This is a genomic window from Pseudomonas sp. NY15435 (genome assembly GCF_048068295.1).
Classification (GTDB): domain Bacteria; phylum Pseudomonadota; class Gammaproteobacteria; order Pseudomonadales; family Pseudomonadaceae; genus Pseudomonas.
This window is the reverse complement of sequence record NZ_JBLUQA010000009.1, coordinates 82,615-107,914: the sequence shown is the minus strand read 5'-3', so window position 1 is coordinate 107,914 and position 25,300 is coordinate 82,615. Positions and strand designations below refer to the sequence as shown.

The window sequence follows — 25,300 nt, the reverse complement described above, 5'->3', positions numbered from 1 at the left end:
TCCTTAGCGGGCCGGCAATTGCAGGGCGCCCTGGTGGGCTTGTTCGGCGAACATCTCGGCGGTGCGCAGGCCGGCGGCGGTCATGATGTCGAGGTTGCCGGCGGACTTGGGCAGGTAATCGCCCAGGCCCTCCACTTCCAGGTACACCGAGACGCGGTTGCCCTCGAACACCGGGCCGTTGATCAGCTTGTAGCCCGGCACGTAGCGCTGCACCTCGCGGATCATCTCGTGCACCGAGGCGCGGATGGCGCCCTGGTCCGGCGTGCCAGCCGTCAGGCAGTGGATGGTGTCGCGCATCATCAGCGGCGGCTCGGCCGGGTTGATCACGATGATCGCCTTGCCCTGCTTCGCCCCGCCGACCTGCTCGATGGCGCCTGACGTGGTGCGGGTGAACTCGTCGATGTTCTTGCGCGTGCCCGGTCCCACCGAACGGGACGACACAGTAGCGACGATCTCGGCATAGTCCACCGGCTGTACCCGCGAGACCGCCGCCACCATCGGGATGGTGGCCTGGCCGCCGCAGGTGACCATGTTGACGTTCATCGCCAGGTTGCCGGCGTGCTCGGCGAGGTTCACCGGCGGCACGCAGAATGGGCCGATGGCGGCCGGGGTCAGGTCGACCATGATCACGCCCAGCGCGTTGAGCTTGCGGCTGTTCTCGGCGTGGACGTAGGCGGAGGTGGCATCGAAGGCGATGCGGATGTCGTCGTCCAGCACGTGCGGCAGCAGGCCGTCGACGCCGTCGGCAGTGGTCTTCAGGCCGAAGTCACGGGCGCGCGCCAGGCCGTCGGAAGATGGGTCGACGCCGACCATCCAGACCGGTTCGATCCAGTCGGAGCGGCGCATCTTCATCAGCAGGTCGGTGCCGATGTTGCCGGGGCCGATAATCGCGGCCCGTAGTTTCTTGCTCATGGGTGACTCCTATGCACGGAAGGACACCTGGGCGCTGCCCAGGCCGTCGATGTCCAGTTCGAAACGGTCGCCCGCCTTGGCCGGCTCCAGCGGCACCAGCGATCCGGAAAGGATGATTTCGCCGGCCTTGAAGGGGATGCCGAAGGCGCCCAGGGTGTTGGCCAGCCAGGCCACGGCGGTGAGCGGGTTGCCCTGTACCGCCGAGCCCAGGCCCTCGCTGATCTGCACGCCGTTCTTGCGCACGCGCATGCGCAGGTTGGGCAGGTCCAGCTCACGCGGATCACGCTCCACCTCGCCGAGCACGAACACGCCGCAGGAGGCGTTGTCGGCCACGGTGTCCTGGATGCGGATCTTCCAGTCGTGGATGCGCGAGTCGACGATCTCGAAGCAGGCCATCACGCATTCGGTGGCCTCCAGGACGTCGGCCTCGGTGACGCCCGGCCCCTTGAGGTCGCGCTTGAGGCGGAAGGCAATCTCACCCTCGGCGCGCGGCTGGATCAGGCGGTTCTCCGACAGCGAAAGGTCGGCGCCGTTGGCGAACCACATCCTGCGGGTGATGAAGCCGAAGTCCGGTTGGTGCACGTTGAGCATGCGCTGCACGGCCTCGGAGGTGACGCCGATCTTCTTGCCGACCAGTTCGTCGCCGTCGGCCAGGCGCCGTTGCAGCATGTGCTGGGAGATGCGGTAGGCGTCCTCGATGCCGATCTGCGCCCAGCGCTCGGTCAGCGGCGCCAGGGTGCGGCCCTCGACCAGGGCGGCGTAGAGTTCGTCGGCGTGCTGCCGCTGGAGAGCCTCGCTCATGCCGCGGTCTCCTCGAGGAAGGCCAGCACTTCGCGATTGAACAGCGCGCGGTGCTCGACCATCACCCAGTGCCCGCACTCGCTGAGCAGCACGAAGCGGATGTTGCGGCAGGCGTCCATCAGTGTCTGTGCGCCGCTGGCGGGGCAGAACTTGTCGTTCATGCCCCAGAAGCCAAGGATCGGGCAGGACAGTTCGGCCACGCGCCCGGCCAGGTTCGGCACCTGCATGCGGGTCAGCACGCAGCGCGGCTGTTCCAGCACCACGGCGACGCGCTCGTTGACCGTCTCGTCGCTGATCTGCGCGGGATCGAAGAGCTGCAGCGAGAGCAGGCGGCGCATGCCGTCGGCATCGTTCAGCTCGCCGTTGGCGAAGGCGGCGCCCATCTTCTGGATGCCTTCCATCTGCAGGTAGTACTGCTCCTTCTCCATCAACCCGCCGGGCGCCATCAGCACCAGGCGCGCAATGCGTTGCGGATGGTCGAGGGCCATCTTGATGGCGATGGCGCCGCCCAGGGAGTTGCCCACCAGGGTGCAGCGGGCAATGCCCAGCGCGTCGAGCAGGCCGAACAGGGCATCGACGAAGAAGTCCAGGGTGTAGTCGGTTTCTGGCTTGTCACTGGCGCCGTAGCCGGGCAGGTCCGGCACCAGCACGCGGTGGCCGGCGGTAGCGAACTCCGGGTAGTTCAGCTTGAAGTTGCTGTGGCCGCTGGCGCCGGGGCCGCTGCCATGGATGAACAGCACGGCATCGCCGCTGCCGCTGTCCAGGTAATGCAATCGGAGTCCGTCGTTGAGGGTGACGAAGTGTCCTTGCGGCAAGACGGCCATGGCATCGCTCCAGGGGGAATGTGCCGGGATTATTTCGGCGCCTGGCCGGGCGACACATCGTCCGAGAGGACTACGGGTCCCGCCGGAGCATTTCGTAGGAGCGAGTGGGACGCCTAGTTCTTGCTCGCGAACAGCTGTTCCCGGCAGCTCCGGCGCTGGGCGGGTTCGCGAGCAAGCTCGCTCCTACAAAAGAGCCGCCCCGTACATGTGCTGGATATTGTCCGCTCTCCCCTAGTCCCTTCGGACGTGGGCGCCAGAGACCGGCGCGCCTAGGCTGCAAGCCTTCCCCATCGAGGAGTGGACATGACGAGAGCAATGGATTTCAGCGGCCAGGTGGTGCTGGTCACTGGCGGCGGCAAGGGCGTGGGCCGGGGCATCAGCCAGCGGTTCCTGGAACAGGGTGCCGAGGTGGTGATCTGCGGGCGTGAAGCGCCTGAGCAGTTGCCTAGTCACGACGGACGCGAAGCCTGGTTCATCCCTTGTGACGTACGCGACTTCGAGCAGTTGCAAGCCTTGATCGCGGCCATCGACGAGCGCCACGGTCGGCTGGACGTACTGGTCAACAACGCCGGCGGCGCGCCCCACGCCGACGCTGCCGACGCCTCGCCGCGTTTCTTCGAAGCCATTGTCCGGCTCAACCTGCTGGCGCCGCTGAACCTCTGTCAGCTGGCCAATCAGCGCATGCAGCAGCAGGCCGACGGAGGCTCGATCATCAACATCTGCAGCGTCAGCGCTACCCGCCCATCGCCCGGCACTGCCGCTTATGGCGCGGCCAAGGCAGGGCTGCTCAACCTGGGTCGCTCGCTGGCGGTGGAATGGGCACCGAAGGTCCGGGTGAACGCAGTGATCGGCGGGCTGATCCGCACCGAGCAAAGCCACCTGCATTACGGCAACGAAGACGGCCTGCAACGGGTAGCCGCCACGGTTCCGCTGGGACGCCTCGCCGAGCCGGGTGATATCGGCGATGCCTGCCTGTATCTTGCTTCCCCGTTGGCCGCCTATGTCAGTGGCGCCGAAATTGCCTTGCACGGCGGCGGCGAACGCCCCGCCTTCCTCGACGCGGCACAGGGATGACGCCATGCTCAGCGCTCGACACGAATTGATCATCGACCTGCCCCACGATGCCGCCTGGGCGCGCCTGCGCGACCTGAGCCTGGCACCACACTACGTGCCGGGCCTGACCGGCTGCGACTTCCACCCCGGCCCGCGTGAAGGTCTCGGCGCCAGCCGCCGGGTACACATGAAACGCGGTTTCCTCGATGAAAGCGTGGTCGATTGGCGCGAAGGCCAGGGCCTGGTGCTGCGCCTGCACCGCGCCGAGCAGGGACCGCCCTTCCCGTTCCGCCAGGCCAGTTTCCGCTATGCGCTGCTCCCCGAAGGTAATGCGCACACCCGACTGGTCCTGAGCCTGGACGGCGATCTGCGTGGCGGGCGCCTGGGTGAATGGCTGCTGGCCGGCGCGCTGCGGCGGACCGTGGCGAAGATCGCGGTGAACCTCAAGGCCTTCTACGAAACCGGCAAGACGCAGAACGCAGACTTCACCGGCAGATAAACCGCCCCCCAGTAGGAGCGAGCTTGCTCGCGAACCTGGGCCCCTCAGCGGAGTCTGTTCGCGAGCAAGCTCGCTCCTACGAAGAGCCTCACCGCAGGGCGCGCACATTCCACGCTAGTCGCCTGCTTCACTCCATCGGCGTACAACCGCAAACGGTTGTACGCCCTACCGTAGGGCGTATAACGCTCCGCGTTATACGCCGCCTTCACTCCGGCCTCTGCTCCAGGTTGAGATCGCCCCAGTACGCCTTCATGCTGCGAATAAGGCCACGCTCGTCGAACTCCATCACGTCGATCACATGCAGGCTGCACGGCGCGCCGTTCCAGTTCAGGTCGATGCGGAACGGCATGGCGCCGCAACCGTTGCCGGTGACCCGAACCGGCCCGGTGAGCTGGGCGCTGACTTCGGCGCGGCCGAGCCCCTCGCGGTAGAAGCGAGCGATGGCCTCGATTCCCACCTGAGGCCCGGCGCCCACCGGGTCCTCGACCACCGCGTCATCGGCGTAGAGCGAGAGGATGCCGTCGATGTCGCCGGCATCCACCAGTTCCACGTAGCGCGCCATGCGCCGGCGGATCAGCTGGGCATCCATCAGGCCACCTCGAACAGCGCGGCCGCGCCCATGCCGCCGCCGATGCACATGCTCACCACCACGTAGCGCACGCCCCGACGACGCCCCTCCAGCAGCGCGTGGCCAGCCATGCGCGCCCCGGACATGCCGAACGGATGGCCGATGGCGATGGCGCCGCCGTTGACGTTCAGGCGTTCGTCGGGGATGCCCAGCTTGTCCTGGCAGAACAGCACCTGGCAGGCGAAGGCTTCGTTGAGTTCCCACAGACCGATATCGTCCACCTTCAGTCCATGACGCTTGAGCAGCCTGGGTACCGCAAAGACCGGGCCGATGCCCATCTCGTCGGCGTTGCAGCCGGCCACCGCCAGGCCACGGTAGATGCCCAGCGGTTGTAGACCGCGGCGCTCGGCCTCGCGGGCCTCCATCAGCAGCGAGGCCGAGGCGCCGTCGGAGAGTTGGGATGCGTTGCCGGCGGTGATGAATCTACCCGCTTCGCTCCACTGGCCACCCTGCCACACCGGCTCCAGAGCGGCGAGGCTGGCCAGACTGGTGTCGACGCGGTTGCATTCGTCGCGTTCGATCAGCACGGCTTCGTGGCGGCTTTCGCCGGTGGCCTTGTCCACCACCAGGCGTTGCGCGCGCATCGGCATAATCTCGTTGGCAAACAGCCCGTCGCGTTGCGCCGCCGCCGTGCGCTGCTGGCTGCGCAGCGAATAGGCGTCCTGGGCCTCGCGGCTGATGCCGTAGCGCGCCGCCACGATTTCGGCTGTTTCGATCATCGGGATGTAGGCCGCCGGGTCGCGCGCCAGCACGGCCTGCGACTGATTGCGGTAGGCGTTCTTGTGCTTGTTCTGCACCAGTGAGATGGACTCCAGGCCACCCGCCACGGCGATGTCCAGTTCGTTACAGGCGATGGACTTTGCAGCGATGGCGATGCTCATCAGACCGGAGGCGCACTGGCGCTCCACCGCCATGCCGGCCACGCTCGAGGGCAGGCCGCCGGCGATGGCGCAGAGACGGCCAAGGTTGTAGGCCTGGGTGCCCTGCTGCGCGGCGGCGCCGATGATGACGTCCTCCACCTCGCCCGGCTCGACGCCGGCGCGGCGCACCACTTCGGCCACCACTGCGCCGCCCATGGCGGGCGCCTCGGTGTCGTTGAAGGCGCCACGGAAGGCCTTGCCGATGGCGGTGCGGGCGGTGGAGACGATGACGGCTTCTCTCATGATGGGTTCCTTCGGAAGTACTGGGTTGGCACCCTGTAGGAGCGAGCTTGCTCGCGAACAGCCCCGCTGCGACGCCGGTTCGCGAGCAAGCTCGCTCCTACAAGAGCCGGTTAGGCCGGGTAGTCCTTCAAACGGGGTAGTAACGGCTGATGGTGTCCACCACGCAGCCGGGGCGGTCTTCGCCCTCGATCTCGACGCTGATGCGCACGGTGGCCTGCACCGCGCCCTTCACCGCCTCGGCGGCGACCAGCTCGGCACGGCCGCGCACGCGGACGCCGGCCTTGACCACGCTGGGGAAGCGCACACGGTCGCAGCCGTAATTGACGCCCATGGCAATGCCGCGCACCTCGATGATCTGCGGCAGGAACAGGTTGACCAACGACAGCGTCAGGTAACCGTGGGCAATGCAGGTGCCGTAGGGGCCGCTGGCTGCGCGCACGGGGTCGACGTGAATCCACTGGTGGTCGCCGGTGGCCTCGGCGAACTGGTCGATGCGCGACTGCTCGACAGTGATCCAGTCGCTCTCGCCGAGGGCTTCGCCAATGCAGGCCAACAGTTGCTCGGGGTGCTCGAAGACACGCGTCATGTCAGGCCCTCTGGCTGGAGACCGACAGCACTTCGCCGGTCATGTAGGAGCTGTAGTCGCTGGCCAGGAACATCATCACATTGGCGATTTCCCAGACCTCCGCCGCACGGCCAAAAGCCTCTGTGGACGCGAGCTTTTCCAGCAGTTCCTGGGGAGCGGATTTGCGCAGGAAATCGTGCAGCGCGATGCTCGGGCTCACCGCGTTGATGCGCACGCCGTGCTCCGCCGCCTCCAGCGCGGCGCAGCGAGTCAGCGCCATCACCCCGGCCTTGGCGGCGGCGTAGTGGCTCTGCTCCTTCTGCGCACGCCAGCCGAGCACCGAGGCGTTGTTGACGATGGCGCCGGCGCGGCGCTCCATCATGTACGGCAGCATGGCGCGGGTCATGCGCATGGTGCCGGTGAGCGTCACGTCGAGGACGCGATTCCATTCTTCGTCGGTCATCTCCACCAGCGAGCGCGAGCCGCCCAGGCCGGCGTTATTGATCAGCACGTCGACGCCACCCATACGTTCCTCGGCGGCGGCCACCAGGGCACGCACCTGCTCCTCGTTGGTGACGTTGCAGACCTGCCCGTACACCGCCTGCAGTCCGCAGGCCTGGCGGATGCGCTCCACCGCTTCGTTCAGGCGCCCTTCATGGATGTCGCTGATCATCAGCGCCCGGCAGCCTTCCTCGGCGGCACGCAAGGCGGCGGAAAAGCCGATGCCAGCGCCGGCGGCAGCGGTGATCAGCACCGACTTGCCGCGCAGCAGGCCACGGCCGGATACGTATTCGGGTTTGAGCATGAGTGCGATCTCCTAGCGAGGCACCTTGGGTTCTCTGGGCAGGCCGAGCGCACGCTCGGCGATCAGGTTGCGCTGGATCTCGTTGCTGCCGCCGTAAATGGTGTCGGAGCGACTGAACAGGAACAGGCCCTGCAGTCGGCTGAGCTGATACGGCGAGCCGTCGAGGATTTCCGCCTCGGCGCCGAGCACGTCCATCGCCAGCTTGCCCAGGCGCGCATGCCACTCGGACCAGCACAGCTTGTAGATCAGCGCCTCGGGCCGCAGGCTGCCGTCCTGCGCGCCGGAGAGCATGCGCAGCGAGTTGTAGCGCAGCACCTTGAGCCCGCCCCAGGCCTCAGCCAGACGCTGGCGCAACAGCGGGTCGCGGGCGGCGCCGTTGGCACGGGCAATGCGGATGATCTCGTTCAGTTCGTTGTGGAACTGCATCTGCTGGCCGAGGGTGGACACGCCGCGCTCGAAGCCGAGCAGCGCCATGGCGATCCTCCAACCGTCGCCGGGTGCGCCGAGCAGGTTCTCGGCAGCCGTCTCGGCGTCGTCGAAGAACACCTCGTTGAATTCGGAAGTTCCGGTGAGCTGCTCGATCGGCCTTACGCTGATGCCCGGCTGGTGCATCGGCACCAGCAGGAAGCAAAGGCCGTGGTGGCCGACACTGCCCGGCTCACTGCGGGCGATGACGAAGCACCAGTCGGATTCGTGGGCCAGCGAGGTCCAGACCTTCTGCCCGTTGATGCGCCAGACGCCGCGCTCGGTGTCGAAGGTGGCGCGGGTCTTGACCGCCGCCAGGTCGGAGCCGGCGCCCGGCTCGGAGTAGCCCTGGCACCAGAACTCCCGGCCGTTGACGATGCCCGGCAGCAACCGGCGTTTTTGCTCGTCGGTGCCGAAGGCGGCGATGGTCGGGCCAGCCAGGCCCTCGCCGATGTGCCCCATGCGGCCGGGGCCGCCGGCACGGGCATATTCCTCGTGGAAGATCACCTGCTGGTTGATCGACAGGCCGCGTCCACCGTGCTCCTTCGTCCAGCCCACGCAGGTCCAGCCGCCCTCGGCGAGCTTGCGCTCCCAGGCTTTGCGCTCCTCGGGGAAGCTGTGTTCGTCGCCCGGGCCGCCACGGAAACGCAGCGACTCGAACTCGCCATGCAGGTTGTCCGCCAGCCACTGGGCGGCTTCGGCGCGGAAGGCCTCGTCGGCGGCGTCGAATCCGATCTTCATGGGCGGTCCTCCAGGATGGCGGCAGCGATGCGCTCGCGGTGCCAGGCCGGCGTGCCGAACAAGCTTTCGCCGGCACGGGCGCGTTTGAAATACAGGTGCGGGTCGTACTCCCAGGTGAAGCCGACTCCGCCGTGCAGCTGGATCGCCTCGGCAGCGCAATGGAAGAAGGCTTCCGAGGCGCCGGACTTGGCCAGCGCGGCGGCCAGCGGCAGTTCGGCGGCGAGTGCCAGATCGCCCTCGAGGTCCAGCGCTTGCTGGGCGACACAGGCGGCGTAGTAGAGCGCGGAGCGCGCGCACTCGACCTGCAGCATCATGTCCGCCATGCGGTGCTTGAGCGCCTGGAAGCTGCCCACCGGGCGACCGAACTGCTGGCGTTCGCGGGTGTAGGCGACGCTCAGGTCCAGCGCCTGCTGGGCACCGCCGACCTGCTCGGCGGCGAGGGCAATGGCGGCCAATTGCACAACGGTTTGCAGCTTCGGCCAGGCGGCGCCCGCTGTTCCGAGCAACGCATCGGCGGGGAGATAGAGGTGCTGCAGCTCGATCTCCGCGAGCTGCCGGGTCTGGTCCAGGGTCGGCAAGGCGCAGCGCTGCAATCCGCTGCTGATCGCGGGAACGGCGAACAGGCAGATGCCCTCCTCGCCCCCGCTACCGGCGAGGCGCGCGGGGATCAGCAGCAGATCGGCACTGTGGCCATCGAGCACCGGGCGCAGACGGCCTTCCAGCACAAAGCCTTCGCCTTCCTTGCGCGCCTGGATTTGCACCGCGCTCACCTCCGGGGCACCTTCAGCGCCCAGCGCCAGGGCGGCGGTGAGGCTGCCTTCGGCCAGGCCGGGCAGCCAGCGGGCCTGCTGCTCCGCGTTGCCGAGCACGCGCAAGGCACACACGGCCAGGGTGCTGGCGAAGAACGGCAACGACGCCAGGCGGCGCCCCAGTTGCTCCTGGACGATAGCCAGCTCGACGAAGCCCAGCCCCAGGCCACCGTGGGCCTCGGGTACCAGCAACGCCTGCCAGCCAAGCTCATCGCGAATACGCTGCCAGAGCGCCCGGTCATGGCAGCCGGCAGCCATCGCCGCGCGTACGGCACTGGAGGGTAAAGCATCGGCGAGAAAGCCTTCCGCACTGTCGCGGATCATCAGCTGCTCGTCGGTGAAGGCGAATTCCATGGGAAGCGGCCCTGTGGTGTCGGATGGGCGCAGTCTGGCGGGAGATGCTCGGGCGGGAATCGTCCGAATGGACGTGGGAAGGAAACGCGAGGAGCCAGGGTACCTGTAGGAGCGAGCTTGCTCGCGAATGGCCCTGCAGCGGGGCCCGGTTCGCGAGCAAGCTCGCTCCTACGAAGAGCAGACGATTCAGTGCCGTACACCTTCTGCGCCGGCACGGCGAGCGCGATCAGTTCTTCCACGGAGAAAGACCTGTCAGCTGTAGCGGAGCAATCCTGCCCAGTGGGGCATTAAGCGGCTGGGAACCTGTAGGAGCGAGCTTGCTCGCTCCTACGAAGAGCAGGCGATCAAGTGCCGTACACCTTCTGCGCCGGCACGGCGAGCGCGATCAGTTCTTCCACGGAGAAAGACCTGTCAGCTGTAGCGGAGCAATCCTGCCCTGTGAGGCATCAAGCGGCTGGGAACCTGTAGGAGCGAGCTTGCTCGCGAATGGCCCCTGCAGCGGAGCCTGGTTCGCGAGCAAGCTCGCTCCTACGAAGAGCAGACGATCAAGTGCCGTACACCTTCTGCGCCGGCACGGCGAGCTCGATCAGTTCGCTGACCACGCCACCGATCTCCGCCGGCAGCCAGCGCGCGCCCTTGTCGCGTTCCGGGCCACGGCGCCAGCCGTCGCCAAGGGACAGCTTGCCGCCTTCCACTTCGAACAGGCGGCCGGTGACCTGTTGGGAGTCCTCGCTGACCAGCCAGGCCACCAGCGGCGCGACGTTTTCCGGGGCGAAGTGGTCGAAGCCCTCCTGCGGTTTCTTCATCACGTCGGCGAACACCTGTTCGGTCATGCCGGTACGTGCGGCCGGGGCCAGGGCGTTGGCGGTGATGCCATAGCGCGCCAGCTCGGCGGCCTGCACCAGGGTCAAGGATGCGATGCCGCCCTTGGCCGCCGAGTAATTGGATTGGCCAATGGAGCCCTGCAGCCCGGCACCCGAGCTGGTGTTGATGATCCGCGCGCGCACCGTCGCGCCCGCCTTGGCCTGGTCGCGCCAGTGGTGGACGGCGTGGCTGGCGATGCAGAAGTGCCCCTTGAGGTGCACGCTCATCACCGCGTCCCAGTCGGCCTCGGTGAGGCTGGCGAACATCCGGTCGCGGCAGATGCCGGCGTTGTTCACCACCGCGTGCAGCTCACCAAAGGCGTCGATGGCGGCGCGAACGATCTCGCCGGCCTCCGTGTAGTCGGTGATGTCGTGGCAGTCGCCGATGGCCTCGCCACCCTGGTCGCGGATCAGCGCGACCACCCCGGTCACGGCTTCGCGATTGATGTCGTTGACCACCACTTTAGCGCCCTCGGCCGCCAGGGCCAGGGCGTAGGCGCGGCCAAGGCCGCCACCTGCGCCGGTGATGATGACGACGCGGTCTTTGCAGATTTGCATGGGGTTCTCCTGAAAGCTTAGTACCAGAGCGAGCACCCTCTCCCCAACCCTGGCTACGCGCCCCGCTCCGAAGGGATAGGGGCCGTCCGTGCAGCGGAGGTGGCCTGAGGTTCGGCCTGCTTGCTTCGTGGCCAGGGAAATGGTCGCGTTACAGCCGTTCGATGATGGTGACGTTGGCTTGACCCCCGCCCTCGCACATGGTCTGCAGGCCATAGCGGCCGCCGCTGCGTTCCAGCTCGTGGAGCAGCGTGGTCATCAGCCGCGCGCCGGTGGCGCCCAGCGGGTGCCCGAGGGCGATGGCGCCGCCGTTGACGTTGGTGCGCTCATGCGGGTAGCCGGTTTCCTGCAGCCAGGCCATGACCACCGAAGCGAAGGCTTCGTTGATCTCTACCCGGTCGATGTCGTCCAGGCGCATGCCGGCTTTTTTAAGCGCGTACTCGGTAGCCGGGATCGGCGCGGTGAGCATCCACACCGGGTCGGCGGCACGCACGCTGAGGTGGTGGATGCGCGCCCGCGGCGTCAGGTTGTAGCGCTTGAGTGCGCGCTCGGAGACGATGAGCAGCGCACTGGCAGCATCACAGGTCTGGCTGGAAACGCCCGCCGTGACACGGTCGCAGCCGAACAGGGTTTCCAGCTCGGCCATCTTCGCCAGGCTGGTCTGGCGCGGCGTCTCGTCGTGCTGCAGGCCGGCCAGCGGGACGATTTCGCGGGCGAAGCGGCCCGCTTCGATGGCGCGCAAGGCGCGGCGATGAGATTCCAGCGAATAGGCTTCCAGCGCTTCGCGGCTGATGTCCCACTTCTCGGCGATCATCTGCGCGGAGCGGAACTGGCTCGGCGGCGTGGCACCGTAGCGCTTCACCCAGCCTATCGAACCGCTGAAGGGATCACTGAAGCCCAGCGGCTCGGCGGCAGTCATGGCCGAGGAAATCGGAATCTGCGTCATGGTCTGCACGCCGCCGGCGATCACCACGTCCTGGGTGCCGCTCATCACTGCCTGCGCGGCGAAGTGCACGGCCTGCTGCGAGGAACCGCACTGGCGGTCCACGGTGGTGCCGGGCACGCCCTGGTCGAGGCCGGCGGCCAGCCAGGCGGTGCGGGCGATATCGCCGGCCAGCGGGCCGATGGTGTCGACGCAGCCGAAGATGACGTCGTCATAGTCCGCATCCGGGATACCGTTGCGCTGCACCAGTTCGCGCAGCACGTGGGCGCCCAGATCAGCGGCGTGGATCTGCGCCAGGCCGCCCTTGCGCTTGCCGGTGGGCGTGCGCAGGGCGTCGACTATGTAGGCTTCTGCCATGGGTATGTCCTCAACGGGCAAAGGTGTGGCCGGCGCCGGCGCTGATCGCCCCGCCGAACAGCGCCTGGCACAGCCGCGCCTTGTGCAGGCTGCGGTCGCCCCAGACCTTGTCCAGGGCCCAGGCGCGCTTCATGTACAGCTGCAGGTCGACCTCCCAGGTGTAACCCATGGCGCCGTGTACCTGGATGGCGTTCTTCGCCGCCAGTTGCGCAGCTTCCGAGCAGGCCAGGCGCGCCTGGGAGACGTGCAGCGCGGCCTGCGGATGACCCTCGGCAAGGGACTGCGCGGCGCGGTACAGCGGCGCCTTGGCGAATTCGATGAGCACCGCGACATCGGCCATCAGGTGCTTGACCGCCTGGAAGCTGCCGATCGGCTTGCCGAACTGCTTGCGCTCGAAGCTGTAGTCCACCGCCAGGTCGACCATGCGCCGGGCCAGGCCCAGTTGTTGGGCGGCGCAAGCCAGCGCACCGCGCTCGAAGGCCGCTGCCCACAAGGTGCGGGCCTGCTCGCCACGGGCAACACGGGTGGCCTCGCTGGGCGTCCAGGCCACGCTGAACAGGCGGCGTGCCGGGTCGAGCGCCAGGCTGCGGGTCAACTGCACGGCCTCGCGCGGGACGGCGTGGATGTCGTCGTGGTGACCGAGGATCAGCAGGTCGGCGACGTGGGCGTCGGCTACCAGCAGGTTGTCCGGATGGCCGAGCGCAAGCCGCGCCTGGCCGGCGGCGATGCGCCCCAGCCAGTCGGCCTTCAGCGCTTCGTGCTCGTCGCCCGTTGCAGCTAGCAGCGGCGCACTGACCAGAACGGTGTCGAGCAGCGGCTCGGCCAGCGCGGCATAGCCGCACTCCTGCGCCGGCAGCACCCAGTCGGTTTCATCCAGGCCCAGCCCGCCATGGGCTTCGGGAAGGTTCAGGGCGGTCAGGCCCAGTTCGGCGAGCTGCGCCCAGAGTTCGTCACTGCGCCCGGTCTCGCTGGCCCAGAGTTCGCGCTGGCGCTCCGGGGTCACCTGGTTGGTGAGGAAGGCGCGCACGCTGTCGTGGAAGCTCAGCTGGTCGTCGTTGAAAGTGAAGTCCATGTCCCGGCTCCTCAGGCGCGCGGCATGCCGAGCATGCGCTCGGCGATAATGTTGCGCTGGATTTCGTTGGTGCCGGCGTAGATCGGGCCGGCCAGGGAGAACAGGAAGCCGTCCAGCCAACGCCCGACTTCATCGGCCAGCGGCTCGCCCGGCAACAGTTCGGCGCGGGCGCCGAGGATGCTCAGGGCAGTGTCGTGCATGCGCTGGTCCAGCTCCGACCAGAAGATCTTGTTGGTGGAGGATTCCGGGCCGATACGGCCGCCCTGCTGCAGGCGCGAGGCGGTCATGTAGGTGCTCAGGGTGTAGGCCTCGGCGTCGAGCCAGGCGCGCATCACCGCTTCGCCGATGGTCGGGTCGCGGTCGGCTGCCGCGCGGTTTTCCTGATACAGCTGCAGCAGGCGCCGCGCAGTTTCCTGGAAGCGCGCGGGCGAACGCAGCATCAACCCGCGCTCGAAGCCGGCGGTGGACATTGCCACGTGCCAGCCCTGCCCTTCGCCACCCAGCACGTTCTCCACCGGCACCTTGACGTCATCGAAGAAGATTTCCGCGAAGCCCGGCAGGCCGTCGAGCTGGGCAATCGGGCGCACAGTGATGCCCGGCGAGTCCAGCGGCACCAGGATGAAGGTCAGCCCATGGTGACGGCTGGACGCAGGGTCCGTGCGGAACATGCCGAACAGCCAGTCGGCCCAGACCGCGCGGGTCGACCAGGTCTTCTGGCCGTTGATCACGTAGTGGTCGCCGACGCGCTCGGCACGCGAGCGGATGGCGGCCATGTCCGACCCTGCGCCCGGCTCGGACCAGCCCTGGGCCCAGACGTCCTGGCCACGCGCCATGCGCGGCAGGAAGCGCGCCTTCTGCTCCTCGCTGCCAAACTCCATGAGGGTCGGGCCGAGCAGGAAGATACCGTTCTGGTTGACCCGGCCGGGGGCGCCGGCGCGGTAGTACTCTTCTTCGAAGATCAGCCACTGGATCAGGTCGCAGCCACGGCCGCCGTAGATTTGCGGCCAGGTCACCATGCCCCAGTGGCCGTCATGCAGGCGCGCTTCCCACTCGCGGTGCAGGCGGAAACCTTCTTCGGTGTCGTACGAGGGCAAGGGGTTCTTCGGCACGTTGGCCGCCAGCCAGGCGCGGACTTCCTCGCGGAAGGCCTGTTGCTCTTTGTTGTAGTTGAGGTCCATGGGCTGCTGCCTGTGGTTGATCAGTTGAATTGCGCTTCGCGCTTCTCGACGAAGGAGTCACGCGCTTCCTGGGAATCCAGCGAGCGATAGGCTTCGAGGGTGAAGCCCTGCTCCCAGCGATACTTGTCTTCGAGGTTGCCGTCCTCGATACCGGTCAACGCTTCCTTGGCGAGCGTGATCATGGCCGGGCTCTTGGCAGCGATCCGGCGGGCCAGGTCCAGCGCCGCGTCGCGCAGCCTGTCACGCGGCACCACGCGCTCCACCGCGCCCAGCCGGTAGGCCTCATAGGCGTCTATGGGCTCGCCGGTGAAGTACATGTGGCGCACCTTCTGCACCGGGAACAGGCGCTGCAGGTGCGCGCCGCCGCCCATGGCGCCACGGTCCACCTCGGGCACGCCGAAGGTCGCGCATTCGCTGGCGACGACGATGTCCGCCGCACCGCACAGGCCGATGCCGCCGCCCAGGACGAAGCCATGCACGGCGGCGATCACCGGCTTGGGATTGCGGTGCACGGCCTTGAAGCTGTCGTAGTTGCCCTTGTTCACCGCAACGATCAGATTGCCATCGGCGGCCAGCTCCTTGATGTCGACGCCGGCGCAGAAGCCCCGGCCCTCGGCGCGAATGACGATGACCCGCACCGCGTCGTCGCGGCCCAGGCGTTCCAGCTCGGCGGCGATGGCGGCCCAGCCGGCGCAGTCGAAGGCATTCACCGGCGGACGGTCGAACACCATCTCGGCGATATGGTCGTGGATCTCAACGCGAAACGGCTGCATGGAGGCTCTCCTGGATGGGTTGCGGGTCGACCCGGCGGGCCAGCCCGGTGAGCTGGACTTCGGCCTGGTTGACGATGTTCTGGATGATCTCGGCGCACGGCAGGCGACTGCCGAGCAATGCGGCGACCTGCCCGGCCGGCAGCACGCCGTCTTCGGGCTGGCCATCGACCATGGCCTTCTGGATCACCATGGGCGCATTGGCCGCCAGCAGCGCCTGGGACAGGGTCAGTTCGCCCCGGTTGCGCAGCGCCTGGAGCATCTGCGTGAGGCTGATGCCGGAGTGACGCCGGTAGGCCAGCGCACACTGCGCGGCGAGTGCCAGGCGCCGCCAGCGGCCGGCGGCCTCCAGGGCGTCGAGCAGTTCGTTGCGGAGCATCCGCTGCGGCAGGCCATCGAGGGCGCGGCTGACGATCACTTGCGCCGGGTCCTTCACGCCCAGGTAGCGCGCCAGGGTGGCGTCCGGCACCGGGCTTTCGCGACTCATCAGAAAGCGCGTACCCATGGCCACGCCCTCGGCGCCCAAGGCGAGCGCAGCCACCAGGCCGGCGCCGTCGTGGAAGCCACCAGCGGCCACCACCGGCACCTGCACGGCCTCGCGCACCTGCGCCAGCAACAGCGAAGTGGGCACGGAACCGGTGTGGCCGCCGCCCTCGCCGCCCTGCACAGTGACGATATCAGCGCCAAGCTCCACGGCCTTCTGCGCGTGCTTGAGCGCACCGACCGTGGGCATGCAGATCACCCCGGCCTCTTTCAGCCGGGCGACCATCTGCTTGCCCGGCGAGCGGCTGTAGCTCACTGCTTTCACGCCGTGGCGCAGCACCAGCTCGACGATCTCGCCGGCGTTGGGCTGATACATGTGGAAGTTGACACCGAAGGGCGCCGAGGTCAGCGACCGGGTTTCCAGGATCGCCGCTTCCATCTGGTGAGGCTCGATGGTTGCGCCGGCGAGAAAGCCGAACGCCCCGGCATTGCTGGTGGCCGCCACCAGGCGCGGATCGGCTACCCAGCCCATGGCGGTCTGGATGATCGGGAAGCGGCAGCCGAGCAACTGGGTGACGCGGGTGCTCAGGTCCGCACTCATCGGCCGCCCTCCACTGGCTCGCGCTGCGAGCTGGCCATGGCGCGGGCATCGTAGCCGCCGAGGCGATCGCCGCTGACCAGTTCGTTGTGGGCGTGGGCGAAGTGGTGCAGGCCAAACACCATGTCCATGGTGGCGCGCTTGCCCATCAGGTCCTCGGCGTTGTTCACCGCCTGCTTGGCCAGCTGCAGGCCCAGGCGCGGCATCTCGGCCATGCGGCGCGCCATGTCCAGGGTCACGTCCAGCAGCACGTCGCGCGGCACCACCCTGTTGACCATGCCCAGCTGCCAGGCGCGCTCGGCCGGCAGGCGCTCGCCGAGGAAGAGGAATTCCTTGGCGATGCGCGAGCTCAGTTCATGCACATGAGCGAAGTACTCGACGCCGGGAATACCCATGCGCACCACCGGGTCGCGGAAGTAGGCATCGTCGCTGGCGACGATCAGGTCGCAGACCCAGGCCAGCATCAGTCCGCCGGCGATGCAGGCGCCCTGCACCATGGCCACGGTCGGCTTGGGCATCTCCCGCCAGCGCCGACACATGCCCAGGTAGACCTCCTGCTCGCGGGCATAGAGAAACTCGCCACCCGGCTTGTTCACGTGGTCGTACCACAGGCTGGCGCGCTCGAAGCTTTCGTTGACGTCGCGGCCCGGCGTACCGATGTCGTGGCCGGCGGAGAAGTGCTTGCCCTCGCCACGCAGGACGATGACCTTGACCGCATCATCGTCGCAGGCACGACGGAAGGCTGCGTCCAGCGCGTAGGTCATCTTCGAGTTCTGCGCGTTGTGGAACTCGGGGCGATTCATGCTGACCAGGGCCACCGGGCCCTGGACTTCGTAGAGGACGACCTCTTCGCTCATGGCCGTGCTCCTTCGGCAGCGCGCACGGCCGGCGGGTTGTCCTTGAGCTGGCGGCTGCGCAGGTTGTGCGGGTCCAGGCGCTGGAGGATTTCCAGCTGCGCGGCGGTGGGCATGACGGTGGTCGGAATCTGCGCCGGCAGCGCCAGGTCGAAGCTGGTGTTGTCCAGCACCTGCGCCAGTTCCACGCCCGGATGCAGAGAGCGTACGCGCATCTGCTTCTGCTGCCCCGCGAAATCGAGCACACAGAGGTCGGTGACGATCAGGCGGATGTCGATATCGTCCAGCGACCAGCCACGCGCCAGGCGCGCCGGGTTGTAGCCGACCGAGGCGACCATGTCGACCTCGCCTTCGACGAACACCCGGCGGCTGTGCGCCGGCACGAAGAAGGAGTTGGCATGGCTGATGGAATTGCCGGGGAAGCCGCGCACGCCGAGCATCTGCGCCTTGGGCTTGGCGTAGTCGCCGATGCAGGAAATGTTGGCCTGGCCGAAACGGTCGATCTGGGTCGGGCCGACGAGCGCGTGGCGGCGGCCGCCCCAGACGTTGTCGAAGATGCGCGAGAAGCCCATCCAGCTGTCGAACTTCGGCACGTAGCCGTTGCGCGCGCCCAGCGGCACCGGCTCGGCGACCATGAAGGCCTCGGAGTCGGTCATCAGCAGGTCCGGGTTGCTGCTCAGCATGGCCAGGGAAGCGGCCAGGCGCGGGACCACGCCGATGCCGGTGGCGAGCACTTCGCCGTCGTCACGCCAGCATTCGCTGGCGGCGCAGATCAACAGCTCGGCGAGGCTGCAGGAAGCGTTAGCGTCAGTCATGGTCAGAACACCGGCAGTGGCAGCTTGCGGAGCGACTCGAGCCCACCGACCTTTTCCAGGTAGGCGGCTTCGCCGTCGCGGATGAATTCGTCGTAGTAGCGCTGCCAGCCGTCCTCTTCCTGGACCGAGGCGTTGTAGCGCTGGAAGTGCGCCACGTCGAAGCCGTACAGCGGCGCGCAGGAACTGGGGTGGGCACCGCCCGCAACGTGCACCACGCCATCGGTGAGGTTGCGCTCCCAGAACACCGTGCGTGCCGCCTGCGGGTTGGCGTGGAAGTGCGCGGACTCCACCAGTTCGTCACAACTGACGAAGGTCTGTCTGGCGGCGCGGACGAACAGGTCATCCATATAGTGGTCCGGCCCGTCGATCTGGCAGACACCGCGGGCGTCGGCACGGTCGACGTGGACCAGCGCCGCATCCAGCTCCAGCGCTGGCATGGCGACCCAGTCGCGGCCATCGGCGTAGGGCGAGGCGATCAGCTTGATCTGCGGGTTGTGCTTGAGCACATCGGTGCCCAGGCCCACGGCCGTGGGCAGGAACGGCACCTTCATGGCCGCCGCGCGCAGGCCCAGCAGCAGCATGCCCTCGTCGATCTCCATCACCTCCAGCTCACCGGCCTGGCGGGCCTTGCGGAAATAGGGTTCGAGCGGGATGAAGTCCAGCGAGACGAAAGCGAATACCAGCTTCCTGACCTTGCCGGCGGCGCAGAGCATGCCGACGTCGGCGCCGCCATAGGCGACGATGGTCAGATCCTTGAGGTCCGAGCGCAGGATCTCGCGGATCAGCGCCATGGGCTTGCGCCGCGGGCCCCAACCGCCGATGCCGAGGGTCATGCCGTCGCGCAGCTGGGCGACCACCTCGGTGGCCGTCATGCGTTTGTCCATGTTGCGCTCCTTACTGGCGGCCGACACTGAAGTCGTGGCCCCAGTGGCTGACCACGGTGCTTTCGAACGGGGTGTGCTCCGCCCAGTCCACTTCCAACCCGCCATGGCCGTACTCGATGTCGAACCCGCCAGGGCTCTGCATGTAGAACGACACCATGTTATCGTTGGTGTGCTTGCCCAGGGTCGCCGAGAGCTTCACGCCGTTGGCGTGCATGCGGTCCAATGCGCGGCCCACGTCATCGAGGGCGGCGGTCTCCAGCATCATGTGCACACAGCCGCTGGGGATCGGGCACTCGAAGATCGCCAGCGAGTGATGGCGCGTGTTGTTGCAATGGAGGAAGTGGATACGTTTCTCCGGCTCCTGCGGATCGGGGGTGAAACGCACCTTCATCAGGTCGGAGAGGCCGAAGCCCATCACCTGTTCGTAGAAGTCACGGCAGCGCTCGAAGGTCGGCGCCGGCAGCACCACATGGCCCATGCCCATGGCACCGGTGACGAAGCCGCTGACACCCACCGGCGAGACGAACGGGCGAAAGTCCTGGCACGGCCCCCAGAACAGCTCATGGCGGTTGCCGTCGGGATCGCGGAACAGTGCCAGCTCCTGGACCTTGCGCAGCGCGCAGTCGGCGGCGCTGCCACGGACAACCTCGACATCGGCCTGGGCCAGTTCGGCGATGGCCTGCTCGAAGGCGGCCTTGCCGGCCACTTCCCAGCCACTGGCGCCGTAGCCGTCCCGCTCATCGCGCAGCACCAGCACGCGGTAGTGGCGCTCGTCCATCTTCAGGTACAGCGCGCCTTCGGGGGCGGCGGCGTCCACCATCATGCCCAGCACGTCGCTGGCGTAGCTGCTCCAGCGCGCAAGATCGCTGGCCAGGACGGTCACGTAGCCCAGTCCGCGGATATCCATGGTGTTCTCCTCATCGTCATCGCCGATGCGTCGTACGGATCGGCTGGTGATGAGGATTCAAACAGCGCGGGGGGCGCCCAACATCGTCCAATGGGACTAGCGCAAAAGGGCCGTGGGACGTGGGTTGCGCGGAATGTGACAGTCTACTGCCCCCTGGAGCTCACCCCTGGACGAAGATGGATTGATGCAAGAACATCTCGATGCTGGTCCAGCACCTGGCCATCGGCTAGAGCCAGTGCAACGAAGGAAAGGATAGAAATGTAGAAGGTCCGGATTGCAGTCCAGCCCGGAACCGCTCTGCCGTGCGATGAGGAGCGCGGCAGCACGCATCGGATTAAGTCCAGATCGCGATCCTGATGATGAAGTCTCGGCGCAAACGGAGCCCCTCTCCCCAGCCCTCTCCCTGAAGGGAGAGGGAGCTACCCTCTGCCACATCAAGGTCCCAGGTTCATCCTGTGGTATCAGAAACACCCCGGATATCGGGTCACTGCCGAACAGTCCCCTCTCCCTTCAGGGAGAGGAAGCTCCCCCCGCCACATCAAGGTCCCAGGTTCATCCTGCAGTATCAGAAATACTCTGGATATCGGGTAGTGCCGAACAGTCCCCTCTCCCTTCAGGGAGAGGGTTAGGGAGGGGGAGCACGGAGCAAGGGCCACCCAGCAACCGAGCAGCCTCTACACCAATCAATAGCGCTGCGATTATCAGCAACTCGCCGCCAGCTCCCGCAACGCCGCCTTGGTAACCTTGCCGGCCGCGTTGAGCGGCAGTGCATCGAGCAGCATGGCCCGGCGCGGCGCCTTGTAGTTGGCCATGCGCTCGCGGCACCAGGCGAGGAAGGCGTCCAGGTCGATGGCCTGGCCGGCGGCTGGCAGCAGAAAGGCCATGGCGACCTCCCCCAGGCGTTCGTCGGGGATGCCGATCACCGCCGCCTGAGCGACGCCAGGATAGCCAAGAATGGCCTGCTCCACCTCGGCGGGGTACACGTTGAAGCCGCCGTTGATGAACATGTCCTTGAGCCGGTCGGTGATGCGCAGGTAGCCCCGCTCATCCAGCACGCCGATATCGCCGGTGTGCAGCCAGCCTTCGCTGTCGATGGCCTCGGCAGTGGCTTCGGGATTATTGAAGTAGCCGCGCATCAGGTTGTAGCCGCGCACCACGACTTCGCCCGGTTCGCCGGTGGGCACGCTGCCGCCCTGACTGTCCACGCAACGCACTTCCACATGGGGGAAGGCGCGGCCGCTGGTGGTGGCGATGGTCTCGGCATCGTCGCCGGGCCGGCAGATGGTGACGAAGCCGCAGGTCTCGGTAAGGCCGTAGGCGGTGACGATGGTTTCAAAGCCCAGCTCGCTGCGCATGCGCCGGACCATCTCCACCGGTACCGAAGCCGCGCCGGTCACTGCCACGCGCAGGGAGGACAGGTCGAACTCGTCGCGACACGGATGCGCCAGCAGCGATTGATACAGCGTCGGCGGCCCTGGGAGTACCGTCACGCGCTCGGCAGCCACGCGCTGCAGCAACAGCGGCACGTCGAACACCGCCTGCGGCAGCACGCAGCAACCGCGCATCAGCGCTGCCAGCCAGCCGGCCTTGTAGCCGAAGCTATGGAAGAACGGGTTGACGATCAGGTAACGATCGCCCTCGCGCAGGCCGACCATTTCGCTCCAGTCGCGCACCAGCTGCAGGTTCTGCCCGTGGGCGGTCATCACGCCCTTGGGCTTGCCGGTGGTGCCCGAGGTGAACAGCAGGTCGCACAGGTCATCGGCGCCAAGCGCGCCTTCGCGCGCATCCAGCGCGCCTTCCTCGACGCCATCGGCCAGCGCCAGGAAGCTTGCCCAATCGAGCGCCCCCTCTCGCGAGCCGCGCAGGATCACCCGCTGGCGCAACGCTGGGAGACTCTCGCCGTCCAGCAGCGCCGGGTAATCGATGCCGAGGAATTCGCTCATCACGAACAGCAGGCTAGCCCCGCTTTCGCGCAGCACCAGTGCCGCCTCAGCGCCCTTCATCCGGGTGTTGAGCGGTACCAGGAAGGCACCGACGCTTTGCAGCGCGGTGGCCGCGACAATCCACTCCCAGAGGTTCGGGGCCCATACCGCCACCCGCTCGCCGTGAGCCACGCCCAGGGCCAGCAGCGCTCGCGCGGCGCGGCGGCGGGTTGCATCGAGCTGGCGGTAACTGAGACGGACGTCGCCATCTTCGATGGCCGACAGGTCGCCGTAGGTTGAGGCCGTTGCGGCGAGCAGTTGGGGGATGGTCAGGGCAGACGGCAGGCAGTTCATGGCGGGCAGCTCAAGTCGAACAGGTATCGAAAGTGGGCCGGCGCCAGGCCGGCCCGCAGACAAGGCCGGACTCAGGCCTGAGGCGGCGCGAAGCGGCGGCCGGCTGAGAAGCCGCCGTCGACGGCGATCATCTGCCCGCTGACGAAGGAGGCATCGTCGGAAGCGAGGAACAGCGCGGCCTTGGCCACCTCTTCCGGCTGCCCGGCGCGGCACAGCATGTGCTGCGAGGCGAAGAAGGCGTGGAAGGCCTCCTGCTCGCGGACCATCTGCGTCATCGGGGTTTCGATCAGGCCCGGGCAGAGGCCGTTGACCCGCACGTTGGCGTGACCGTAGTCGATGGCCATGGAGCGCGTCAGCTGGTTGATACCACCCTTGGCGACGTTGTACGCGGTGTTGCCGTCGCAGCCCTGCAGGCCGAAGATCGAGCCGATGTTGATGATCGAGCCGCTGCGCTGCTGCACCATCTGCGCCACCGCGTGCTTGCTGGTGAGCATGCTGCCGGTGAGGTTGATGTCCAGCACGCGCTGCCATTCGCTGGTTGGCGAACTGGTGACGTTGCCCTGGCTGGCGACGCCGGCAGCGTTGACCAGCACATCGATGCGGCCGTGGCGCGAGACCACCTCGCCCATCACCTGCTGCACGTTGTTCTCGTCGCGCACGTCCAGGGCCATGAACAGGCCAGGGAAATCCGCCGGCGCATTACCCACGTCCAGGCCGACGACCTGGGCGCCCTCTTCGGCGAAACAGCGGGCGCAGGCCAGCCCGATACCCGATGCAGCACCCGTGACCACGGCAACCTTGCCTTGCAGTCGATTCATTCGCACACCTCTGTTTGTTGTTGTCGGTTTGCTCTGCGCCGCAGACTAGCGAGCCGGCGGCGGTGGCAAATCGTCCATTGGGACTAGCCGCTGCGCAAGCACCGATTTGTGTAGGAGCGAGCTTGCTCGCGACCCCCGCACACACCGGGGCAAGCGGCAGAGTGCGTTCGCGAGCAAGCTCGCTCCTACGGCGCCGCAGAGCGCATAGGCCGGAATAGGTGATCCGCCGGCACCGGCACAGCAGATGACGCTGGCGTGCATACGAGATTCAGCCAGTACCGTTTTTTGTAGGAGCGAGCTTGCTCGCGAACCCCGCACACATAGGGGCAAGCGGCAGAGTGCGTTCGCGAGCAAGCTCGCTCCTACAGCAAGATAAAAAAGCCCGGCACTAGGCCGGGCGAAAAAGGGGGCAGGCACCGCCCCTCACTCGAGAGCAATCTTTCGGTCCGGACTTCTGTCCAGCTTCAATCAGGAAAGCGAACGCGTACCTCGCGGCTGCCGGCGCGGCCCTGGCAGGCCAGGGTCCAGCCGTCGGCCAGCTCGGCCGCACTGAGCACGTCGTTGCGCGGCAACAGCACCTCGCCCTGCTCCACCTGGCACATGCAGGCGCCGCAGAAGCCTTCTTCGCAGGACGCGGGCGGCGCCAGCCCGGCGCGGCGGCAGCTTTCCAGCAGGGTTTCGCCGGGTACGCAGGCAACCTCATGCTCGGCACCGTCGAGAGTCACGCTCAGGCGTTCCACCTCGATGCCGGCGACAGCTTGGCGAGCCTGCTCATCGGCCGCTTCCAGCTCGTCCGGATCGGCCGGCGAGACGAAGCGTTCGACGTGAACCCGCGCTGGCGGCACGCCCGCCGCCAGCAGGCCGGCCTCCACGGTATCCATGAACGGCCCGGGGCCACAGATGAAGCATTCCGCCTCCTCCCAGCCGCGCAGCAGATGACGCACATCGCTGCCAGCGAGAAAGCCCTGCACACTGTCCAGCACATGGATCACCTGCAGGCGCTCACCGTGTTCACGCAGCAGGCTGCGCAGCTCGTCGCGGAAGATCACCGACTCGGCGTCACGGTTGGCATACACCAGGCGGATGCGGCAATCGCGACTCGCCAGCGCCTCGCGCAGGATGGAAAACACCGGCGTGATGCCCGAACCGCCGCCGAACAGCAGCAGGTCACGGGTCTCGGCGCCCAGGTGGAAGTGCCCGGCCGGCGGCAGCACCTCCAGGTGGTCGCCGGCGCGTACGCTGTCATTCATCCAGTTCGATACGCGTCCACCTTCGACGCGCTTGATCGTCACCCGCAGCTGCGTATCCAGCCCCGGTGCGCTGGACATCGAGTAGCAGCGCAGCAGGCGCTTGCCCGCCACGCTGACGCGGAAACCGAGGAACTGCCCGGCCTGGTAGGCGAAGCGTGCGGCCAGCTCCTGCGGTACGCGCAGCACCAGCGAGCGGGCGTCGGCGGTTTCCTCGATGACCTGCGCCACCTCCAGCTGGAAGCTGCCGGCCACGCTCGGCGCCTGGGGCGCCAGGGACTGCGCGCTGCCCATATCAGATCCCGCTGATCAGTTGGGCGTTGTCCACGCGGATCTCGGCGCCGTTGATGAAGCGCGATTCGTCCGAAGCGAGGAACAGCACCACGTTGGCAATATCCTGCGGCGCGCACATGCGGTTCATCGGGTCGGCATCCAGCGCCTCCTGCGGAATCGGCTGGCCGCCCGCCAGGGCCTGGGTCATCGGCGTGTTGACGCCGTCGGGGTGCACGCTGTTGCAGCGGATGCGATAGCCCTGCTGCTTGCAGTGCAGCGCGATGGAACGGGTCATGGCGGCCACCGCGCCCTTGGACGCCGAGTAGGCGCAGAACGCCGGCATGCCGCCCAGCGCCGCCACCGAGGACATATTGACGATGGAGCCGCCGCCGCTTTCCTTCATCGCCGCGATGGCGTACTTGCAACCGAGGAAGTAGCCCTCGCCGTTGATGGTCTGCACCTTGCGCCACAGCTCCAGGCTGGTGTCCTCGATGCTGCCCAGGGCGAGGATGGCGGCGTTGTTGACCAGCACATCGAGGCGACCGAAACGCTCCAGGGTGGTTTTCACCACGTGCTGCCAGTCGCTCTCGCTGGCAATGTCGTGGCGGATGAACAGCGCATCGCCGCCGATCTGCTCCGCCAGCGCACGGCCGGCTTCCTCGTTGAGGTCGGTGAGGACCACGCGGGCGCCCTCGCCGGCCAGCAGCAGCGCGTCCTCGCGGCCAATACCGCTGGCGGCGCCGGTGACGATGCAGACCTTGCCTTGTACTCGATTCATGCTTGTTTTC

General features: G+C 67.4%; 25 protein-coding genes. 2 read left to right on the top strand and 23 right to left on the bottom strand.

The window, feature by feature from the left end; genetic code table 11:
• Nucleotides 1-3: 3 nt before the first annotated feature.
• From ACNFH5_RS21275 to ACNFH5_RS21265, 3 genes are read right to left on the bottom strand one after another with little or no spacing between them, the layout of a single operon-like run.
• Nucleotides 4-912, bottom strand: coding sequence for an acetaldehyde dehydrogenase (acetylating) (locus ACNFH5_RS21275; RefSeq protein WP_416749357.1), 909 nt, complete (start codon nucleotides 910-912; stop codon nucleotides 4-6).
• Nucleotides 913-921: 9 nt separating this feature from the next.
• A complete protein-coding gene (locus ACNFH5_RS21270) occupies nucleotides 922-1,713 on the bottom strand; it encodes a fumarylacetoacetate hydrolase family protein (protein WP_416749355.1) in 792 nt (263 codons plus the stop codon).
• Nucleotides 1,710-2,537 (bottom strand): alpha/beta fold hydrolase, encoded by an 828-nt coding sequence (locus ACNFH5_RS21265; protein WP_416749353.1) that lies wholly within the window; start codon nucleotides 2,535-2,537, stop codon nucleotides 1,710-1,712. Before ACNFH5_RS21265 ends, ACNFH5_RS21270 begins: the two co-directional genes overlap by 4 nt.
• Nucleotides 2,538-2,840: 303 nt before the next feature.
• Here ACNFH5_RS21265 and ACNFH5_RS21260 point away from each other — a divergent pair, with 303 nt between their 5' ends.
• Nucleotides 2,841-3,611, top strand: coding sequence for an SDR family oxidoreductase (locus ACNFH5_RS21260; RefSeq protein ID WP_416749351.1), 771 nt, complete (start codon nucleotides 2,841-2,843; stop codon nucleotides 3,609-3,611).
• 4 nt (nucleotides 3,612-3,615) lie between these two features.
• Entirely contained in the window at nucleotides 3,616-4,089 is a 474-nt protein-coding gene (locus tag ACNFH5_RS21255) for an SRPBCC family protein (RefSeq protein ID WP_416749349.1), read from the top strand.
• A gap of 205 nt (nucleotides 4,090-4,294) precedes the next feature.
• Here the strand turns inward: ACNFH5_RS21255 and ACNFH5_RS21250 are convergent, their stop codons facing one another.
• From ACNFH5_RS21250 to ACNFH5_RS21155, 20 genes are all read right to left on the bottom strand, one after another.
• Entirely contained in the window at nucleotides 4,295-4,678 is a 384-nt protein-coding gene (locus ACNFH5_RS21250; RefSeq protein ID WP_416749348.1) for a nuclear transport factor 2 family protein, read from the bottom strand.
• Nucleotides 4,678-5,880, bottom strand: a complete 1,203-nt coding sequence (locus tag ACNFH5_RS21245; RefSeq protein WP_416749346.1) for an acetyl-CoA C-acyltransferase — start codon at nucleotides 5,878-5,880, stop codon at nucleotides 4,678-4,680. Before ACNFH5_RS21245 ends, ACNFH5_RS21250 begins: the two co-directional genes overlap by 1 nt.
• Nucleotides 5,881-6,007: 127 nt before the next feature.
• On the bottom strand, nucleotides 6,008-6,466 hold the full coding sequence (locus ACNFH5_RS21240; protein ID WP_416749344.1) for a MaoC family dehydratase: 459 nt from the start codon (nucleotides 6,464-6,466) through the stop codon (nucleotides 6,008-6,010).
• A gap of 1 nt (nucleotide 6,467) precedes the next feature.
• Nucleotides 6,468-7,250 (bottom strand): SDR family oxidoreductase, encoded by a 783-nt coding sequence (locus tag ACNFH5_RS21235; protein WP_416749342.1) that lies wholly within the window; start codon nucleotides 7,248-7,250, stop codon nucleotides 6,468-6,470.
• Between the two features lie 12 nt (nucleotides 7,251-7,262).
• Nucleotides 7,263-8,456, bottom strand: a complete 1,194-nt coding sequence (locus tag ACNFH5_RS21230) for an acyl-CoA dehydrogenase family protein (RefSeq protein ID WP_416749340.1) — start codon at nucleotides 8,454-8,456, stop codon at nucleotides 7,263-7,265.
• Nucleotides 8,453-9,619 carry an acyl-CoA dehydrogenase family protein gene (locus tag ACNFH5_RS21225; protein ID WP_416749338.1) on the bottom strand — a complete coding sequence of 389 codons (1,167 nt, stop codon included), beginning with the start codon at nucleotides 9,617-9,619 and terminating at the stop codon, nucleotides 8,453-8,455. Before ACNFH5_RS21225 ends, ACNFH5_RS21230 begins: the two co-directional genes overlap by 4 nt.
• 545 nt (nucleotides 9,620-10,164) lie before the next feature.
• Complete coding sequence (locus ACNFH5_RS21220; RefSeq protein ID WP_416749336.1) at nucleotides 10,165-11,040, bottom strand: SDR family oxidoreductase; 876 nt, start codon at nucleotides 11,038-11,040, stop codon at nucleotides 10,165-10,167.
• Nucleotides 11,041-11,188: 148 nt separating this feature from the next.
• Entirely contained in the window at nucleotides 11,189-12,337 is a 1,149-nt protein-coding gene (locus ACNFH5_RS21215; RefSeq protein ID WP_416749334.1) for an acetyl-CoA C-acetyltransferase, read from the bottom strand.
• Between the two features lie 10 nt (nucleotides 12,338-12,347).
• Nucleotides 12,348-13,409 (bottom strand): acyl-CoA dehydrogenase family protein, encoded by a 1,062-nt coding sequence (locus ACNFH5_RS21210; protein WP_416749332.1) that lies wholly within the window; start codon nucleotides 13,407-13,409, stop codon nucleotides 12,348-12,350.
• Between the two features lie 11 nt (nucleotides 13,410-13,420).
• Complete coding sequence (locus ACNFH5_RS21205; protein ID WP_416749327.1) at nucleotides 13,421-14,587, bottom strand: acyl-CoA dehydrogenase; 1,167 nt, start codon at nucleotides 14,585-14,587, stop codon at nucleotides 13,421-13,423.
• A 20-nt stretch (nucleotides 14,588-14,607) separates the two neighbouring features.
• Nucleotides 14,608-15,360: an enoyl-CoA hydratase family protein gene (locus ACNFH5_RS21200; RefSeq protein WP_416749325.1), complete on the bottom strand. Its 753-nt coding sequence runs from the start codon at nucleotides 15,358-15,360 to the stop codon at nucleotides 14,608-14,610.
• A complete protein-coding gene (locus ACNFH5_RS21195) occupies nucleotides 15,341-16,441 on the bottom strand; it encodes an NAD(P)H-dependent flavin oxidoreductase (protein WP_416749321.1) in 1,101 nt (366 codons plus the stop codon). Before ACNFH5_RS21195 ends, ACNFH5_RS21200 begins: the two co-directional genes overlap by 20 nt.
• Nucleotides 16,438-17,295 (bottom strand): enoyl-CoA hydratase, encoded by an 858-nt coding sequence (locus ACNFH5_RS21190; RefSeq protein ID WP_416749319.1) that lies wholly within the window; start codon nucleotides 17,293-17,295, stop codon nucleotides 16,438-16,440. Before ACNFH5_RS21190 ends, ACNFH5_RS21195 begins: the two co-directional genes overlap by 4 nt.
• Complete coding sequence (locus ACNFH5_RS21185; RefSeq protein ID WP_416749317.1) at nucleotides 17,292-18,107, bottom strand: CoA-transferase subunit beta; 816 nt, start codon at nucleotides 18,105-18,107, stop codon at nucleotides 17,292-17,294. Before ACNFH5_RS21185 ends, ACNFH5_RS21190 begins: the two co-directional genes overlap by 4 nt.
• 2 nt (nucleotides 18,108-18,109) lie before the next feature.
• On the bottom strand, nucleotides 18,110-18,991 hold the full coding sequence (locus tag ACNFH5_RS21180) for a CoA transferase subunit A (protein WP_416749315.1): 882 nt from the start codon (nucleotides 18,989-18,991) through the stop codon (nucleotides 18,110-18,112).
• Between the two features lie 10 nt (nucleotides 18,992-19,001).
• A complete protein-coding gene (locus ACNFH5_RS21175; protein ID WP_416749313.1) occupies nucleotides 19,002-19,898 on the bottom strand; it encodes a VOC family protein in 897 nt (298 codons plus the stop codon).
• A 701-nt stretch (nucleotides 19,899-20,599) separates the two neighbouring features.
• A complete protein-coding gene (locus tag ACNFH5_RS21170; RefSeq protein WP_416749311.1) occupies nucleotides 20,600-22,174 on the bottom strand; it encodes a FadD3 family acyl-CoA ligase in 1,575 nt (524 codons plus the stop codon).
• Between the two features lie 71 nt (nucleotides 22,175-22,245).
• Complete coding sequence (locus ACNFH5_RS21165) at nucleotides 22,246-22,992, bottom strand: SDR family NAD(P)-dependent oxidoreductase (RefSeq protein WP_416749309.1); 747 nt, start codon at nucleotides 22,990-22,992, stop codon at nucleotides 22,246-22,248.
• 464 nt (nucleotides 22,993-23,456) lie between these two features.
• Entirely contained in the window at nucleotides 23,457-24,533 is a 1,077-nt protein-coding gene (locus tag ACNFH5_RS21160) for a 2Fe-2S iron-sulfur cluster-binding protein (RefSeq protein ID WP_416749307.1), read from the bottom strand.
• Between the two features lies 1 nt (nucleotide 24,534).
• Nucleotides 24,535-25,290, bottom strand: a complete 756-nt coding sequence (locus ACNFH5_RS21155; RefSeq protein ID WP_205335196.1) for a glucose 1-dehydrogenase — start codon at nucleotides 25,288-25,290, stop codon at nucleotides 24,535-24,537.
• Nucleotides 25,291-25,300 lie beyond the last annotated feature (10 nt).

Bases quoted from the DNA above. Each gene is read 5' to 3' on its own strand.
- ACNFH5_RS21275 (WP_416749357.1), bottom strand. From the start codon at position 912: ATGAGCAAGAAACTACGGGCCGCGATTATCGGCCCCGGCAACATCGGC.
- ACNFH5_RS21270 (WP_416749355.1), bottom strand. From the start codon at position 1,713: ATGAGCGAGGCTCTCCAGCGGCAGCACGCCGACGAACTCTACGCCGCC.
- ACNFH5_RS21265 (WP_416749353.1), bottom strand. From the start codon at position 2,537: ATGGCCGTCTTGCCGCAAGGACACTTCGTCACCCTCAACGACGGACTC.
- ACNFH5_RS21260 (WP_416749351.1), top strand. From the start codon at position 2,841: ATGACGAGAGCAATGGATTTCAGCGGCCAGGTGGTGCTGGTCACTGGC.
- ACNFH5_RS21255 (WP_416749349.1), top strand. From the start codon at position 3,616: ATGCTCAGCGCTCGACACGAATTGATCATCGACCTGCCCCACGATGCC.
- ACNFH5_RS21250 (WP_416749348.1), bottom strand. From the start codon at position 4,678: ATGGATGCCCAGCTGATCCGCCGGCGCATGGCGCGCTACGTGGAACTG.
- ACNFH5_RS21245 (WP_416749346.1), bottom strand. From the start codon at position 5,880: ATGAGAGAAGCCGTCATCGTCTCCACCGCCCGCACCGCCATCGGCAAG.
- ACNFH5_RS21240 (WP_416749344.1), bottom strand. From the start codon at position 6,466: ATGACGCGTGTCTTCGAGCACCCCGAGCAACTGTTGGCCTGCATTGGC.
- ACNFH5_RS21235 (WP_416749342.1), bottom strand. From the start codon at position 7,250: ATGCTCAAACCCGAATACGTATCCGGCCGTGGCCTGCTGCGCGGCAAG.
- ACNFH5_RS21230 (WP_416749340.1), bottom strand. From the start codon at position 8,456: ATGAAGATCGGATTCGACGCCGCCGACGAGGCCTTCCGCGCCGAAGCC.
- ACNFH5_RS21225 (WP_416749338.1), bottom strand. From the start codon at position 9,619: ATGGAATTCGCCTTCACCGACGAGCAGCTGATGATCCGCGACAGTGCG.
- ACNFH5_RS21220 (WP_416749336.1), bottom strand. From the start codon at position 11,040: ATGCAAATCTGCAAAGACCGCGTCGTCATCATCACCGGCGCAGGTGGC.
- ACNFH5_RS21215 (WP_416749334.1), bottom strand. From the start codon at position 12,337: ATGGCAGAAGCCTACATAGTCGACGCCCTGCGCACGCCCACCGGCAAG.
- ACNFH5_RS21210 (WP_416749332.1), bottom strand. From the start codon at position 13,409: ATGGACTTCACTTTCAACGACGACCAGCTGAGCTTCCACGACAGCGTG.
- ACNFH5_RS21205 (WP_416749327.1), bottom strand. From the start codon at position 14,587: ATGGACCTCAACTACAACAAAGAGCAACAGGCCTTCCGCGAGGAAGTC.
- ACNFH5_RS21200 (WP_416749325.1), bottom strand. From the start codon at position 15,360: ATGCAGCCGTTTCGCGTTGAGATCCACGACCATATCGCCGAGATGGTG.
- ACNFH5_RS21195 (WP_416749321.1), bottom strand. From the start codon at position 16,441: ATGAGTGCGGACCTGAGCACCCGCGTCACCCAGTTGCTCGGCTGCCGC.
- ACNFH5_RS21190 (WP_416749319.1), bottom strand. From the start codon at position 17,295: ATGAGCGAAGAGGTCGTCCTCTACGAAGTCCAGGGCCCGGTGGCCCTG.
- ACNFH5_RS21185 (WP_416749317.1), bottom strand. From the start codon at position 18,107: ATGACTGACGCTAACGCTTCCTGCAGCCTCGCCGAGCTGTTGATCTGC.
- ACNFH5_RS21180 (WP_416749315.1), bottom strand. From the start codon at position 18,991: ATGGACAAACGCATGACGGCCACCGAGGTGGTCGCCCAGCTGCGCGAC.
- ACNFH5_RS21175 (WP_416749313.1), bottom strand. From the start codon at position 19,898: ATGGATATCCGCGGACTGGGCTACGTGACCGTCCTGGCCAGCGATCTT.
- ACNFH5_RS21170 (WP_416749311.1), bottom strand. From the start codon at position 22,174: ATGAACTGCCTGCCGTCTGCCCTGACCATCCCCCAACTGCTCGCCGCA.
- ACNFH5_RS21165 (WP_416749309.1), bottom strand. From the start codon at position 22,992: ATGAATCGACTGCAAGGCAAGGTTGCCGTGGTCACGGGTGCTGCATCG.
- ACNFH5_RS21160 (WP_416749307.1), bottom strand. From the start codon at position 24,533: ATGGGCAGCGCGCAGTCCCTGGCGCCCCAGGCGCCGAGCGTGGCCGGC.
- ACNFH5_RS21155 (WP_205335196.1), bottom strand. From the start codon at position 25,290: ATGAATCGAGTACAAGGCAAGGTCTGCATCGTCACCGGCGCCGCCAGC.